Source organism: Elizabethkingia bruuniana (genome assembly GCF_002024805.1).
GTDB classification, from domain to species: Bacteria; Bacteroidota; Bacteroidia; order Flavobacteriales; family Weeksellaceae; genus Elizabethkingia; species Elizabethkingia bruuniana.
Map to the genome: position 1 here is coordinate 1,016,359 of NZ_CP014337.1, position 13,767 is coordinate 1,030,125.

15 protein-coding genes and 1 other RNA gene are annotated in these 13,767 nt (G+C 35.7%); 13 read left to right on the forward strand and 3 right to left on the reverse strand.

The window, feature by feature from the left end; all coding sequences use genetic code 11:
• Positions 1-8: 8 nt before the first annotated feature.
• Positions 9-1,142: a lactonase family protein gene (locus AYC65_RS04855; protein ID WP_034871218.1), complete on the forward strand. Its 1,134-nt coding sequence runs from the start codon at positions 9-11 to the stop codon at positions 1,140-1,142.
• Positions 1,143-1,150: 8 nt separating this feature from the next.
• Here the strand turns inward: AYC65_RS04855 and AYC65_RS04860 are convergent, their stop codons facing one another.
• Positions 1,151-1,633 (reverse strand): lipocalin-like domain-containing protein, encoded by a 483-nt coding sequence (locus AYC65_RS04860; RefSeq protein ID WP_034871233.1) that lies wholly within the window; start codon positions 1,631-1,633, stop codon positions 1,151-1,153.
• A gap of 125 nt (positions 1,634-1,758) precedes the next feature.
• Here AYC65_RS04860 and AYC65_RS04865 point away from each other — a divergent pair, with 125 nt between their 5' ends.
• The 4 genes from AYC65_RS04865 to AYC65_RS04880 all read left to right on the forward strand — a co-directional run bounded on the left by AYC65_RS04865 (position 1,759) and on the right by AYC65_RS04880 (position 4,738).
• A complete protein-coding gene (locus AYC65_RS04865; RefSeq protein WP_016198645.1) occupies positions 1,759-2,595 on the forward strand; it encodes a 1,4-dihydroxy-2-naphthoyl-CoA synthase in 837 nt (278 codons plus the stop codon).
• A 73-nt stretch (positions 2,596-2,668) separates the two neighbouring features.
• Positions 2,669-3,589: a 1,4-dihydroxy-2-naphthoate octaprenyltransferase gene (gene menA / locus AYC65_RS04870; RefSeq protein ID WP_034871219.1), complete on the forward strand. Its 921-nt coding sequence runs from the start codon at positions 2,669-2,671 to the stop codon at positions 3,587-3,589.
• 6 nt (positions 3,590-3,595) lie between these two features.
• Entirely contained in the window at positions 3,596-4,045 is a 450-nt protein-coding gene (locus tag AYC65_RS04875) for a GNAT family N-acetyltransferase (RefSeq protein ID WP_034871220.1), read from the forward strand.
• Positions 4,046-4,051: 6 nt separating this feature from the next.
• Positions 4,052-4,738 carry a metal-dependent hydrolase gene (locus tag AYC65_RS04880; protein WP_034871221.1) on the forward strand — a complete coding sequence of 229 codons (687 nt, stop codon included), beginning with the start codon at positions 4,052-4,054 and terminating at the stop codon, positions 4,736-4,738.
• 8 nt (positions 4,739-4,746) lie between these two features.
• Here AYC65_RS04880 and ffs read toward each other — a convergent pair.
• Positions 4,747-4,844, reverse strand: an RNA gene (ffs, locus tag AYC65_RS04885) — signal recognition particle sRNA small type.
• 157 nt (positions 4,845-5,001) lie between these two features.
• On the opposite strand from ffs, the gene AYC65_RS04890 reads away from it, so the two are divergent.
• The 8 genes from AYC65_RS04890 (at position 5,002) to AYC65_RS04925 (ending at position 12,522) form a co-directional block, all read left to right on the forward strand.
• Positions 5,002-5,589 carry a DUF4199 domain-containing protein gene (locus AYC65_RS04890; RefSeq protein ID WP_034871222.1) on the forward strand — a complete coding sequence of 196 codons (588 nt, stop codon included), beginning with the start codon at positions 5,002-5,004 and terminating at the stop codon, positions 5,587-5,589.
• 15 nt (positions 5,590-5,604) lie between these two features.
• Positions 5,605-6,555: a glycosyltransferase family 2 protein gene (locus tag AYC65_RS04895; protein ID WP_034871223.1), complete on the forward strand. Its 951-nt coding sequence runs from the start codon at positions 5,605-5,607 to the stop codon at positions 6,553-6,555.
• A 38-nt stretch (positions 6,556-6,593) separates the two neighbouring features.
• Positions 6,594-7,295: a GIN domain-containing protein gene (locus tag AYC65_RS04900; protein ID WP_034871224.1), complete on the forward strand. Its 702-nt coding sequence runs from the start codon at positions 6,594-6,596 to the stop codon at positions 7,293-7,295.
• Positions 7,296-7,298: 3 nt separating this feature from the next.
• Positions 7,299-9,044: a phospho-sugar mutase gene (locus AYC65_RS04905; protein ID WP_034871225.1), complete on the forward strand. Its 1,746-nt coding sequence runs from the start codon at positions 7,299-7,301 to the stop codon at positions 9,042-9,044.
• Between the two features lie 45 nt (positions 9,045-9,089).
• A complete protein-coding gene (locus AYC65_RS04910) occupies positions 9,090-10,343 on the forward strand; it encodes a pyridoxal phosphate-dependent aminotransferase (protein ID WP_034871226.1) in 1,254 nt (417 codons plus the stop codon).
• Between the two features lie 115 nt (positions 10,344-10,458).
• Entirely contained in the window at positions 10,459-11,193 is a 735-nt protein-coding gene (kdsB, locus tag AYC65_RS04915; RefSeq protein ID WP_034871227.1) for a 3-deoxy-manno-octulosonate cytidylyltransferase, read from the forward strand.
• 30 nt (positions 11,194-11,223) lie between these two features.
• On the forward strand, positions 11,224-11,886 hold the full coding sequence (locus tag AYC65_RS04920) for a hypothetical protein (protein ID WP_034871228.1): 663 nt from the start codon (positions 11,224-11,226) through the stop codon (positions 11,884-11,886).
• A gap of 102 nt (positions 11,887-11,988) precedes the next feature.
• Positions 11,989-12,522: a glutathione peroxidase gene (locus AYC65_RS04925; RefSeq protein WP_034871229.1), complete on the forward strand. Its 534-nt coding sequence runs from the start codon at positions 11,989-11,991 to the stop codon at positions 12,520-12,522.
• Positions 12,523-12,640: 118 nt separating this feature from the next.
• On the opposite strand, the gene AYC65_RS04930 is transcribed toward AYC65_RS04925, so the two are convergent.
• Positions 12,641-13,648 (reverse strand): acyl-ACP desaturase, encoded by a 1,008-nt coding sequence (locus AYC65_RS04930; protein ID WP_045178950.1) that lies wholly within the window; start codon positions 13,646-13,648, stop codon positions 12,641-12,643.
• Positions 13,649-13,767 lie beyond the last annotated feature (119 nt).

A 13,767-nucleotide genomic window follows, 5' to 3' on the forward strand; every position in this document is an offset into this window, starting at 1 on the left:
TTTTGAAAATGAATATGATTTATAAAAGTTTATTGGTACTTACTTCTACTGTTGTAATATGGAGTAATTGTAATGCCCAGAAAACAAAATCTGATAGTGAAATGTATATGTTGGCTGGGACATATACAGCAAAGGGAAGTAAAGGTGTTTATGTCTATAAGCTAAATACGGAAACAGGAGCTTCCAAATATGTAAGTGAAGTTGCAGTAGAAGATCCTTCTTATCTGGCAATTAGTAAAAACGGTAATTATGTATATACCGTTACCGAAAAAGAAGATCAGCAGAATTCTAAGGTCAATGCATTCTCTTTTGATAAAAAAACAGGTAAACTTAGCTTTATCAATAGTAAGCCCGCTGGTGGCGGAGCGCCTTGCCATATTAATATATCACCGGATGGTAAGCATATTGTAACAGCTAACTATATGGGCGGAAGTATTACGGAATATACGATTAATAATAACGGAAGCTTAGGCGATGCTTCTCAGAATATAGTGTTTTCCGGAAACGGAACCGATAAAGAACGCCAGACGCAGCCTCATCTTCATTATGTAGAGTTTTCACCGGAAGGGAAATATATGTTTGCTGATGATCTTGGTACGGATAAAATCTATAAATACCAAGTGAATAAAGATGCTTCAAAGCTTTTGGCATCTGATAATTCGTCTTCGGTTAAAGTAAAAGATGGCTCTGGTCCGCGACATTTAGCTTTTCATCCCAATGGAAAATATGCGTATCTGATTACTGAAATTTCTGGAGATGTTATTGCTTTTAATTATAAAAATGGTACGCTGGAAGAATTCCAAACGGTAAAAGCCGATTCATTAAATGCAAAAGGTAGTGCTGATATTCATATCAGCCCGAACGGAAAATACCTGTATGCTTCCAATAGGCTGAAAGGTGATGGAATAGCTGTTTTTTCAATTGATCAGAAAAACGGAAAGCTTACAAAAGCAGGGTATCAACCAACGGGTATTCATCCGCGTAATTTTGCAATCACCCCCAATGGTAAATTGTTATTGGTAGCTAACAGAGATAGCGATCAGATTCAGGTTTTTAAAATCGATGCTAAAACAGGTTTACTGAATAATACAAATCAGGATATTAAACTCAGTATGCCGGTTTGTATAAAATTTACAAAATAGAAAGAAAATCAGTGGAGTAGCTGTTGTTGCAGCTGCTCTTCTGTTATTTTCTCCAAATTTTCATAGTGTACTGTTTGCAGTATCTTTGCAACAACCTGATCTTTTTCATTAGCGGCATCCATCGGAATAGAGTTGAAAACCATTTTTTGTGTGTTAAAGTTGGTTATTTTTTCCTCCTGATATATTTCATTTCCGATAAAGAAAACTAGTTTGCCATCGGTAATTTTCCAGTATGTTTCTCTGGGATCGCTTTTGTAACAGTTCTGAACAGAGCCTTCGTAGTAATTATAAATTGCGGTTCCATCAGCTTTTATGATGTAATGCCTTTGCAGGCGGCACGCATCAAAATCCTTTTTTACTTTTTTATTATTTTCGTAAAACCCAGCTTCTTTAAGTTTCCATATTCCGGTAACAGCTTCAGGGGAAATTATTTGTTGTGCAAAGCTAAACAGACTAAATCCGGTAATTAAAAAACTCAAGGTTTTCTTCATAAATTGTGTTTTGAAAAAGGATCTCCAAAAATACATTAATTTTATAAATTACAGTAAATCATTGTGGATGTTCAGCTCTTAAAATTCCTAATTTAACCGTATCTTTGAGGAAAATTTTTCAGACTATGATCGAGTGGAAAACCGCAAAAGAATACGAAGATATTACTTATAAAAAATGTAATGGTGTAGCAAGGATTGCTTTCAACAGGCCAGAAATCCGCAACGCTTTCAGACCAAAGACAACTTCAGAATTATATGATGCTTTTTACGATGCATATGAAGATCCATCAATTGGGGTAGTTTTACTATCTGGCGAAGGACCGAGTCCAAAAGATGGTGGATGGGCTTTCTGTAGCGGTGGAGATCAAAAGGCACGGGGCCACCAAGGTTATGTTGGAGAAGACGGAAGACACCGTTTGAATATTCTGGAAGTACAACGTTTAATCCGTTTTATGCCTAAAGTTGTTATTGCGGTTGTTCCGGGATGGGCTGTAGGTGGAGGACACTCACTACACGTTGTATGTGATCTTACTTTAGCAAGTGAAGAACATGCGATTTTCAAACAAACAGATGCTGATGTTACCAGCTTTGATGGTGGTTATGGTTCTGCATATCTGGCTAAAATGGTTGGGCAGAAAAAGGCTCGTGAAATATTCTTCTTAGGGAGAAATTACTCTGCACAGGAAGCTTTTGAAATGGGAATGGTAAATAAAGTTGTTCCTCATGCCGAGTTAGAAGATACTGCTTATGAATGGGCACAGGAGATTTTAGCGAAATCACCAACTTCTATCCGTATGCTGAAATTCGCAATGAACCTTACTGATGATGGTATGGTTGGACAGCAAGTTTTTGCAGGTGAGGCTACTCGTTTGGCTTACATGACAGATGAAGCTAAAGAAGGAAGAAATGCCTTCCTTGAAAAAAGAAAACCAGACTTTGGAGAAGATCAATGGATCTCTTAAATAAGAAGTTGGAGGTTAGAAATTGGATTTAAATAACCAGATTCTAACCTCTACCTCTAATATCTAAAATATTATGATTGAATGGATAAAAGCAGCTCGTCTGCGAACATTACCACTTTCCCTTAGTGGTATTATTTTAGGCTCCCTTATTGCAAAATGGAAGCTTAATTCTGTAGGAGAAAGCTGGGATGTATGGGTTTTTGTACTGGCTTTAGTGGTGACGCTTTTGTATCAGGTGTTATCTAATTATGCTAACGATTATGGAGATGGTGTAAAAGGTACAGACAAAAAAAGAGCCGGAGAGGCAGAAGCCAGAGCCGTAGCCTCAGGAAAGATTACAGCAAAACAAATGCGTAATGCAGTCATTCTATTTTCTGTATTGTCATTGGCTTTTACAGTTTTATTATTATATAAAGCATTCTTTCCGGGACACATTCAGGCATTTTATGTGTTTATAGGTTTAGGGATTGCCTGTATTTTTGCAGCGATTGGCTATACAGTAGGAAAAAGACCTTATGGTTACATGGGACTCGGAGATGTATTTGTATTTATATTTTTTGGACTTGTGTCTGTAATGGGGTCTTACTATCTGTTTACTAAAACATTCGACTGGCAGATGATCTTACCGGCAACAGCTGTAGGACTGTTTAGTGTAGCTGTTCTTAACCTGAATAATATGCGGGATATAGAAAGTGACGCAGAGAGTGGTAAACATACTCTTGCATTAAAAATGGGCTTTAAAAAAGCTATGATCTACGAGATCATCTTGCTACAATTACCTCTTATTCTGATTTTGACCTATATGATGGTGTATGAAATCAGAAGTTATTATGCCTATATATTTATTATTCTTTTCCTGCCTTTAATGGCTTTACGAAGAAGAATAATGGAAACTAAGGAACCAAGAAATCTGGATCCTTACCTAAAGCAAGTTGCTATTATGTGTTTTGCAATGAGCCTGCTTACAGGGATAGGTTTGAACCTGATTAAATAAAATCTCATGTTAATTAAAAAATCTGAACCTAAATATCATTCAGAATTATCAGAAATAGCCAAAAAGTCTAAAAGGTTTTGGGGCTATTCTGATGAATGGATGAACTTGTGGGATAAAGATTTAACATTAACAGAAGAATACATAGCTGCCAACGAGGTATGGCAAATTGAGAATGAACCAGACAATATCATTGGATTTTATTCTTTTTACAGAGAAGATGAAAATTTTATCCGATTAGATTTTCTGTTTGTAAAGCCTGAATATATTGGATATGGCTATGGGAAATTATTAATAAACCATTTTTTTAGTCAGGTAATATTGCTTGCTGATAAAATTATATTGGATGCAGATCCGTATGCTGAAGAATTTTATCAAAAATTTGGTTTTAAAACAGTAGAAAATAAACCTACTAAAATAGAAGGAAGGTTTCTTCCGGTAATGTCAAAAATAATATAAAGTATTATGAAATTCACTTTTTTAGGACAAAACTGTTTTTTGTTCACTTACAAAGGAAAAAATATCCTTTCGGATCCTTTCTACAATTATCAGAAAGAACAATCCGGATTTGATATTAAGGAACACAAAATTGACTATATTTTGTTAACGCATGCACATGGCGATCATATTGCGGATGTTGAAGAGGTATTAGCTCATTATCCGGAAGCAACTATTATTGGGGTGCCAGAAGTATGCGGTTATTTTAAAAACGCGAAAAACACATGTGATATTAATCTGGGAGGATCTGCAAAAGTTGAAGGTCTTAAGATCTCCATGGTGCCAGCACATCATACCAGTTCTTTTCCGGATGGTACTTACGGTGGTGTACCAGTAGGTTATATCTTCAGACTTCCTGAAGGAAGAAATATGTACTTAGCAGGTGATACTGGAGTAATGGCTGATATGGAACTATTCCCAAGACTTTTTGGTAAAATCGAATTATCTATTCTGCCAGTAGGAAGTCACTATACAATGTGTCCAAGAAAAGCTGCATTTGCTGCAGGCGAATTATTAAAATCTCCAAAAGTAATTGGATGTCATTTCGATACTTTTCCTCCAATTACAATTAATCACGACAGTGCAATGAAGCATTTTGAAGAGAAAAATGTGGAGTTGGTTTTACCGAAACTGGGTGAGGAATTTGAATTTTAAGAAATAAAAAATGGCAAGCTACCTACATCACACCGCTACGACCAATTACCTTTGCTGTGTTCCCACCCTGGAGGATTCTCAGGAGCTGGTTGTGTAGGACTTGCCAGTGCAAATATAGAAATTATTTACGAATCCGGAAGAAAGATCCAAGAAAAAAAGTGTAATGATCCCCGTAAAATGGGGTAAATAGCTGATTTATAAATTAATATTTTTATTATTTTTTTTCTAAAATCGGACTTCCAACATCTATTATTATTAAAAATATGACGAAAAATCCTGTAGCTATCGGGTTAGTGTTGTTCGGAATTACCATGTTGGCGTTCTTTGTAGTGTACTATTTTTTTGCAAATGCCAGTTATTATAGTACCTCTATGAAGGTAAATGCATTTGGAATGCCTTTTTTGTATGCAGTTGGAGGATTTCTCTCTGTATATTGGTATAGAGGAGCTGGGAAAATAACTTATCCACAGGCTTTTAAGCAAGCTTTTGTAACATTATTTATAGGAGGATTCCTTTCTGTAATGTCCATTTTTGCTTTTCTTAATTATGTAGATACTGATGCCAGAGATTTACTAAACCATCAGTATATTCAGACCGAATTAACCAATCTGGATGAAGCTTATACCAAGCAAAAGTCTGAAGCAGTACATCTTAAAGATCAGAGCAAATTGGGTGAATTAGACAAAAATTATAACGATGCAAAGCTTGCAAGAGAAGCTGCAATAAAGGAAAATAGAAATTATTTTTCATTTAGTTTTCTTTCTGCCGTTTTTGGAGGCTTTATGTTATTTTATCTACTTTTGTCAATCGTAATAGCAGCGTTTTTGAAGAACAAAAAACGCTACGAATAAAATTAAAAATACTGAATGGATCTTTCTATTATTATCCCGCTTCTTAATGAAGAACAATCTCTTGAAGAGCTTTTTTCCAGAATAGACAATGTATGTAATGAGAATGATTTCTCTTATGAAGTATGGTTTGTGGATGATGGTTCTACCGACAATTCATGGGGCGTTATACAACTACTTTCTGCATCACATCCGCAGGTACATGCTATAAGATTTACCCGTAATTATGGTAAATCTCAGGCTTTGCATGCTGCTTTTGAGAAGGCAAAAGGCGAAGTTGTAATTACTATGGATGCCGACCTTCAGGACTTCCCGGAAGAAATACCAGGACTGGTAGAAAAATTAAGAGAAGGGAATTACGATATTGTAAGTGGCTGGAAAAAGAAACGTTTTGATAATGTAATGACCAAGAATATCCCGTCCAAATTATTCAATGCTTCGGCAAGGAAAGTTTCGGGTGTTTTCTTACACGATTTCAACTGCGGATTGAAGGCTTACAAAAAGCAAGTTGTTAAAACTGTAGATGTATACGGTGATATGCACCGTTATATTCCGGTATTGGCGGCTCATGCAGGATTTAAAAATATCACTGAAAAAGAAGTAAAACACCAGGCTCGTCCTTATGGTACTTCCAAATTTGGAGCAAACCGTTTTATCAGAGGGTTTTTAGATCTGATAACTCTATGGTTCGTAAGCCGATTTGGCGGGCGCCCGATGCATTTCTTTGGTGCCGCAGGTACTGTAATGTTTATTATAGGTTTTCTTTCAGCCTTATGGCTGGGGATTTCTAAGCTAATAGATGTTGCAAGAGGAATGTACGGACATCTGATTGCAGATAATCCTTGGTTCTATATCGCATTAACAATGATGATTCTTGGTACTCAGCTATTTATTGCCGGATTCCTTGGTGAGATGTTGATCAGAACAAATCGTGAGCGCAAAAATTATCATATTGAAGAGATAATTTAATTAAAAATAGCTAAATTCAAACTTTAATTTTTAAACGGATGAAAAAATTACTTTATATATTTCTTGTCATCGGTTTGGTTTCCTGTTCCAAAGTGAAACCAAAGGGAGAGATCACAACAAAAGATGTGAATATTCAGGATTTTAATAAATTGGATGTCAGTGGGAAATTTAAAATTTTCTATGTACAGAATCCTAAAAACATGGTTTCTGTGGAGACCTATCCTAATGTCTTTGATAATCTTAAAATTGAAGTAAAAGATAAAACGCTTTATATTTCAGAGAAAAGCAAGACAGAAGGTGTGGATATGTACAATATTATGTTATACTCTAAAAATAACTTGGAAAGTATAACAATGGCAGATTCAACAGATATTACGATTTCCAGCCAGATGTCGGTACCGGCATTTAAACTGAAGATTAAAGACAATGCTAAATTCATGGGCTCTGTTTTAGCTAATAAAGCAGATATAACTATGACAAACAAAGCAAAAGCAAATCTTTTAGGCAGAACGTTGGATGCAAATGTTGCGATTAGTGACACAGCAAGTATTATTTCTCCTTACTGGTATATTAACAATCTGAATATAACCTCTAAAAATGGAAATTATTCAGAATTTTCAGTGGATGACGAACTAAACGGAAGCTTGGGAAATACTGCAGAATTAGTATACTATGGTAATCCGCAGAAGAAAATAAAAGTAACAGATAAAGCTAAATTAGAGCAAAAACAAAAACCTTAATATATGACGTCATTAGATAAAGCAAAATTGTGGCTAGGAGAAGGTTTCGATGATGAAACGAAAAAAGAAGTCCAGGCATTAATAGATAATAATCCAGCTGAACTGGAGGATGCTTTTTATAAAAATCTGGAATTCGGAACAGGAGGTATGCGCGGAATCATGGGCGTTGGCACCAACCGTCTGAATAAATATACATTAGGGCAGGCTACACAGGGATTAGCAAACTACCTTCATCAACAATTTCCAGGTGAAGAAACTGCAGATTCGGCGAAGACGGAGGCGAGCCAAATTAAAGTTGCTATCGCTTATGATGTTCGCCACAACTCTCCGGAATTCGGAAAGTTAGTTACAGATGTTTTAACAGCAAATGGTATTAAAGTTTTACTATTTGAAGAACACAGACCAACTCCGGAATTGTCTTTTACTGTAAGAGATAAAAAATGTAATGCTGGTATTGTACTTACAGCGTCGCATAACCCACCGGAATATAATGGTTATAAAGTATACTGGAATGACGGAGCACAGGTAGTTCCGCCAAATGATAACGGAATTATTTCTGAAGTAGAAAAAACTCAGTTTAACGAGATTAAATTCAACGGAAACGATGATCTAATCGAGTGGATAGGAGCAGATCAGGACGATGTATACATCGATGCATGTATCGAAAATTCTTTATATCAGAATGTTGGTAGAGATTTGTTGAATATTGTTTTCACTTCTATCCACGGAACGACCTATACAACTATTCCTAAGGCTTTAGCAAAAGCAGGTTTTACAAGAGTAGACCTGGTTACGGAACAAATGATCCCAAGTGGGAATTTCCCGACAGTAGAATCTCCAAATCCTGAAGAACCAGCTGCGCTTTCTATGGCAATGGATCTGGCTAAGGTTACCAATGCCGACATTGTAATAGGAACAGACCCGGATGGTGACAGATTAGGAATTGCTGTAAGAAATCTGGATGGAGAAATGCAGTTGTTAAACGGTAACCAGACCAATACATTCCTTACTTATTATATTTTAGATCAGTGGAAAAAACAAGGTAGAATTACCGGGAAAGAATTCATTGGTTCTACTATTGTAACGTCAGATATTTTCTATGATATTGCAAAGAAATTTGGAGTTGACTGTAAGGTTGGACTAACCGGCTTCAAGTGGATTGGTAAAATGATCCGCGATTTTGAAGGACAGGAGAAGTTTATCTGCGGTGGTGAAGAGAGCTTTGGATTTATGACCGGAGATTTTGTTCGTGATAAAGACTCTTGTGGAAGTATTCTTTTAGCTTGTGAAATTGCTGCATGGTGCAAGGCCAATGGTAAAACAGTATATGAGTACCTTATCGATATCTACAAAGATCTTGGAATGTACTATGAAGGATTGGTAAACATTACGAAAAAAGGAAAAGATGGTGCAGAGCAGATTAAGCAGATGATGACGGATTTCCGTCAGTCTCCGCCAAAAACTTTAGCAGAATCACCTGTAGCTGAAGTAAAAGATTTCCAAGAGCAGACAAGTTTGCTAATTTCTACGAATGAGAAATCTGTAATGAATGATATTCCGAAATCTAACGTATTAATCTATTATACAGAAGACGGAACAAAAGTATGTATTCGTCCTTCCGGAACAGAGCCAAAGATTAAATTCTACGTTTCTGTGAAAGAACAGATCGCTTCGGAACAAGATTTTAAAGATAAATTAGTTTCTCTGGAAGCTAAAATCCAGCAGATTAAAACAGACCTGAATTTATAATCAACCAAATAAAAGACCGTTAATCTATAACTGTCCATCAAAAATATGAAAGTATCTAAACTAGCCGCAAACCTTATAGGCTCAGAAATTGTAAAAATAGGAAACGAAGTTAACGATATGAAAGCTAAAGGAGCCGAAATCGCTAACCTTACTATTGGGGATTTAAACTCCAATATTTATCCAATCCCTGCGGGATTAAAAGACGAAATTCAGAAAGCTTATCAGAATAATCTTACCAATTATCCGCCAGCAAACGGATTATTAGGACTAAGAACTGCTGTTTCAAAAGATCTTAAATCAAGATGGGGATTAGATTATGCGGCAGGTGATATTTTAATTACTGCAGGGTCACGTCCTTTGATTTATGCAGTTTATAAAACCATTGTAGACGAAGGTGATAAAGTAATATATCCTACACCATCTTGGAATAACAATCATTATGCATATCTTACTTCAGCTAATGCAGTAGAAGTAAAAACGACTCAGGAAAACAATTTCCTGCCTACAGCAGATGATTTAAGACCACACTTATCAGGTGCAGTTTTATTAGCTTTATGTTCTCCACTTAATCCTACAGGGACAATGTTTACCAAAGATCAGCTTTCTGAAATCTGTGAAATGGTATTGGAGGAAAATAAAAAGCGTGGTGCAGACGAGAAACCTTTATATCTGATGTACGATCAGATTTATTCTAATCTTACTTTTGAGGCAGAACATTTCAATCCGGTATCTTTATTCCCGGAAATGAAAGAATATACAATCTATATTGATGGTATTTCTAAATGTCTTGCTGCAACGGGAGTACGTGTAGGTTGGGGGTTCGGGCCAAGCCTTATTATGGGCAAAATGGCAGCTTTGCTAACGCACGTTGGGGCATGGGCTCCAAAGCCAGAGCAGGAGGCTACAGCTAAGTTCTATGAAAACCAGGAAAATGTAGATCATTTTGTTACGGATTTCAAAGATAAATTACAGGCAAGCTTGAAAGTTTTGCATGGAGGAATTCAGGAGATTAAAAATAAAGGATTGGCAGTAGAGAGTATTCAGCCTATGGGTGCTTTATATCTTACAATTAAACTTGACTTTATTGGTAAAACGAAACCAGACGGAACGAAAATAGAAAACTCTTCAGATTTAGTATTCTATTTGATTCAGAAAGGTGGCGTTGCATTAGTGCCATTCTCTGCTTTCGGCTGTGAAGTAACTGAGCCATGGTTCCGTGCATCGGTAGGAGGCTTATCGGTTGATGAAATTAAAACCATGCTACCAAAACTGGAGCAAGCACTTGCTAAATTAGCATAACAATATATTAATGTAACAGTGTATCAATGTAGCAATATACCAATGTAGAAGAGGTTAATTGTATTGCTCGATTGTTACACCGTTATATTGGTCATTATTAAATTATTAATAGAAAATGAAAGTAATCGCAGTTATTCCTGCACGTTATAATTCTACCAGATTTCCGGGAAAACTAATGGAAATTCTGGAAGATAAAACTGTAATCTCTACAACCTATAAAAATGTTGAAGAAACAGGTTTGTTTGATGACGTTTTTGTGGCTACAGATTCGGAGATTATTTTTGAAGAAGTAACAAGAAACGGAGGCAAGGCTGTAATGACGGGTGAACATGAAACGGGAAGTGACAGGATAGCAGAGGCGGTTCAGAATATCGATTGCGATATTGTGATTAACGTTCAGGGGGATGAACCTTTTCTGAAAAAAGAACCTCTTGGCCAACTTATAAAAGTATTCGAAAACGATCCTAATGCAGAAATTTCATTAGCTTCGTTGAAAATAAAACTTCATCATTTTGAAGAAGTACAGAATCCTAATAATGTAAAAGTAATTACCGACAACAATGGTTTTGCACTTTATTTTAGCCGTTCTGTAATTCCTTATCCAAGAGAAGAATCTTTTCAGGTAGAATATTTTAAACATATTGGCGTTTATGCTTTTAGAAAACAGGCATTACTTAACTTTGCCAGACTTCAGCAAAAGCCTTTGGAAATAGCTGAAAAAATTGAATGTATCAGATATCTGGAATACGGGATGAAGATAAAACTTCTCGAAACCGATTTTATCGGCGTAGGTATCGATACTCCGGATGATCTGAAAAAGGCTAAGGAGATTATAGCCAATAAAGGCTAATCTCCGGAAATATTAACTTTAAAAATATTTATGAAGAAACTTATTTTAGTTGTACTTGTTGGTGTCTGCCAAATGTTTTTCTCCCAGACAGCGGAGCAAATTATTGAAAAAAACATTCAGAGTACAGGAGGATTAACACAGTGGAAATTACTTAACTCTATAATGTTACAGGGGAAAGTAGTTTTGGGTGTTAGTGAAGAATATCCTGTGAAAATATTCCAGCAAAGACCTAATCTGAAAAAAACAAGCTTTACCATTAAAGGAAAAGAGTATGCGATTGAAGGTTTTGACGGAGAGAAAGGTTATTCTATGAATTTTGCAACGAATAAGCTGGTAGAAGTAAAAGATTATGTTGCAGAAAGTTTCGATACAGACTTTATAGATTATGATTCTAAAGGATTTGTAGCAAATTATCTGGGCAAAGAAAAAATAGGTAATGTAGATTGCTTTAAAGTAGAATTGGTAAAGAATGTAAATAAAACTGTTTATTACTTCGATGCCAATACGTATATGCTGGTAAGAGAGATTAACAAGACAGATATTCTTACTTATTATGATTACCGTAAAGTAGGGAATCTGTTAATGCCATTCAGAATTGAATCTTCATCTCAGAAAAAAGAAGGAGATTATGTACTTTTGTTTAGCAAAATAGAAGTGAATAAAGTATTCCCAAATAATACTTTTAAATTCTAATAAAATATAAATATTATAAAACGAGCATGATTCGTAATAATTTCAAGGATGAAGACTATCATGCGGGTCTCATCCGACCAAATTTTAAAAAAAATATTACAGATGAAAAAGTTCTTATTATTTGCATTGTCTGTGGCAGGAGTTCTTTTTATTGCAGCACAAAGCAAGACTATCTATAGCTATAAAGTGGAAGGACTTACGGGTGACGAAATTGATTTCTCTAAATTCAAAGGGAAAAAGATTCTTGTGGTAAACACTGCTTCTAAATGTGGTTTCACACCTCAGTATGCAGACCTGGAGAAAATCTACCAGGATTATAAAGATAAATTGGTTATTGTTGGTTTCCCGGCAAATAATTTTGGGCAACAGGAACCAGGAACCAATGAAGATATCCATAGCTTCTGTGAGGCTAATTATGGTGTGTCTTTCCCGATGGCTGCTAAAGTTTCTGTAAAAGGAGAAGATATTGCACCAATATTTAAATTCCTTACAGAAAAGAAATTGAATGGAGTGAAAGACACTGATATTGCATGGAACTTCACAAAGTTTTTACTGGATGATAAAGGGAAATTAATCAACTCATTCCCGAGTAAGGTAAAACCTACAGACGAGGCTATTGTAAAATATCTGAAATAATAAAAACAAGACTTTTAAAGAATAAAAAAACAGCAGACTCAATTGAGTCTGCTGTTTTTCTGTTATTAAAATGAAAAATGCAGCCCTTAGAGCTGCATTTTGTATTTCTGTATTGTTTTTAGAACGAGAATTTAGGGTTACTTAGCCAATGTAAGTTTATTTCCTCCGGAACTTTCATTCTTTCAGCGATCTTTTTATAACGATCAGACAAACGACACAGATAATCCTGAGCCTTTGTAAATCCATCCTGTAAACCGGTTAAAGTTTCAATTTTCCAGTACTTAACAAGGTGGTCTATAATAGCCGCATAATCCCATGTAGTATATACACCAATTTGCTGAGTAATAGCCGAGAAATCAATAAATATATTGCTCTTTGAAGCCTGATCATCCATTAGCATAGCAGGCATAGAGATTTGCTTACGCATCATTCTTTCAAAAGCGGCAATAGCTCCATTAGGATCTTTCTTGAAGATTTCTGTCATAAAAGACTTATAGGCATTTTCATGTCTTGCTTCATCACCTGCAATTTGCTTACAGATTTTAGACAGAACACTATCTCCGGCCTTATCAGCCAGCTTTCCTGTATTTACGTGAGAGATTTTTGTAGCTCTTTCCTGGAAAGATGTATAGATAATAGACTGATATGGATCTTTCTCTGCATCCGGATCGAATCCGTTGTAGATAAGGCGGTGAATTGTTTGCTCTACCTTTTTCATATCGCAACGTCCGCTCAGGTACAAATATTTATTCAGAAGATCACCGTGACGGTTTTCTTCAGCTGTCCATGCTCTGGACCATCTTGCCCAGCCTTTATCGGAAGTTACTTCTTTATCTTCATTGAAAATTAAACTGAAATAAGTCTGGTAGCTAGGTAATGCCTCTTCAGTGATCATATTTCCTACCAATGAGGTGATTACAGTATTGGGAATGTTAGCCGCTCTTTCACGTAATTTTTTAATCTCATCCAATGCATCCTCCCTTTCCATATCTGGTAAAAAGTCATTAGGTTGCCAACAATCATCCGGATCCATTAATTTATCATCAACGGCCTCTGAAACAAAACTATCCATGGATCTGATCACGTCAAATCTATCATGGTATTCCTGCAATTCTTTCGTATTCATTTTCCTCTTTTCTTTAATGCAAATTTATCTATTATAAATTAATATAGCTATTAAAATTTCCATTATTTGATTGGATATCATTTTTATATTCTGCTTTTGATTTTTATTTTGTTAAAAAA

Excerpts from the sequence above, each read along its gene's own strand:
- AYC65_RS04855 (WP_034871218.1), top strand. The coding sequence starts at position 9 with ATGAATATGATTTATAAAAGTTTATTGGTACTTACTTCTACTGTTGTA.
- AYC65_RS04860 (WP_034871233.1), bottom strand. The coding sequence starts at position 1,633 with ATGAAGAAAACCTTGAGTTTTTTAATTACCGGATTTAGTCTGTTTAGC.
- AYC65_RS04865 (WP_016198645.1), top strand. The coding sequence starts at position 1,759 with ATGATCGAGTGGAAAACCGCAAAAGAATACGAAGATATTACTTATAAA.
- menA (WP_034871219.1), top strand. The coding sequence starts at position 2,669 with ATGATTGAATGGATAAAAGCAGCTCGTCTGCGAACATTACCACTTTCC.
- AYC65_RS04875 (WP_034871220.1), top strand. The coding sequence starts at position 3,596 with ATGTTAATTAAAAAATCTGAACCTAAATATCATTCAGAATTATCAGAA.
- AYC65_RS04880 (WP_034871221.1), top strand. The coding sequence starts at position 4,052 with ATGAAATTCACTTTTTTAGGACAAAACTGTTTTTTGTTCACTTACAAA.
- AYC65_RS04890 (WP_034871222.1), top strand. The coding sequence starts at position 5,002 with ATGACGAAAAATCCTGTAGCTATCGGGTTAGTGTTGTTCGGAATTACC.
- AYC65_RS04895 (WP_034871223.1), top strand. The coding sequence starts at position 5,605 with ATGGATCTTTCTATTATTATCCCGCTTCTTAATGAAGAACAATCTCTT.
- AYC65_RS04900 (WP_034871224.1), top strand. The coding sequence starts at position 6,594 with ATGAAAAAATTACTTTATATATTTCTTGTCATCGGTTTGGTTTCCTGT.
- AYC65_RS04905 (WP_034871225.1), top strand. The coding sequence starts at position 7,299 with ATGACGTCATTAGATAAAGCAAAATTGTGGCTAGGAGAAGGTTTCGAT.
- AYC65_RS04910 (WP_034871226.1), top strand. The coding sequence starts at position 9,090 with ATGAAAGTATCTAAACTAGCCGCAAACCTTATAGGCTCAGAAATTGTA.
- kdsB (WP_034871227.1), top strand. The coding sequence starts at position 10,459 with ATGAAAGTAATCGCAGTTATTCCTGCACGTTATAATTCTACCAGATTT.
- AYC65_RS04920 (WP_034871228.1), top strand. The coding sequence starts at position 11,224 with ATGAAGAAACTTATTTTAGTTGTACTTGTTGGTGTCTGCCAAATGTTT.
- AYC65_RS04925 (WP_034871229.1), top strand. The coding sequence starts at position 11,989 with ATGAAAAAGTTCTTATTATTTGCATTGTCTGTGGCAGGAGTTCTTTTT.
- AYC65_RS04930 (WP_045178950.1), bottom strand. The coding sequence starts at position 13,648 with ATGAATACGAAAGAATTGCAGGAATACCATGATAGATTTGACGTGATC.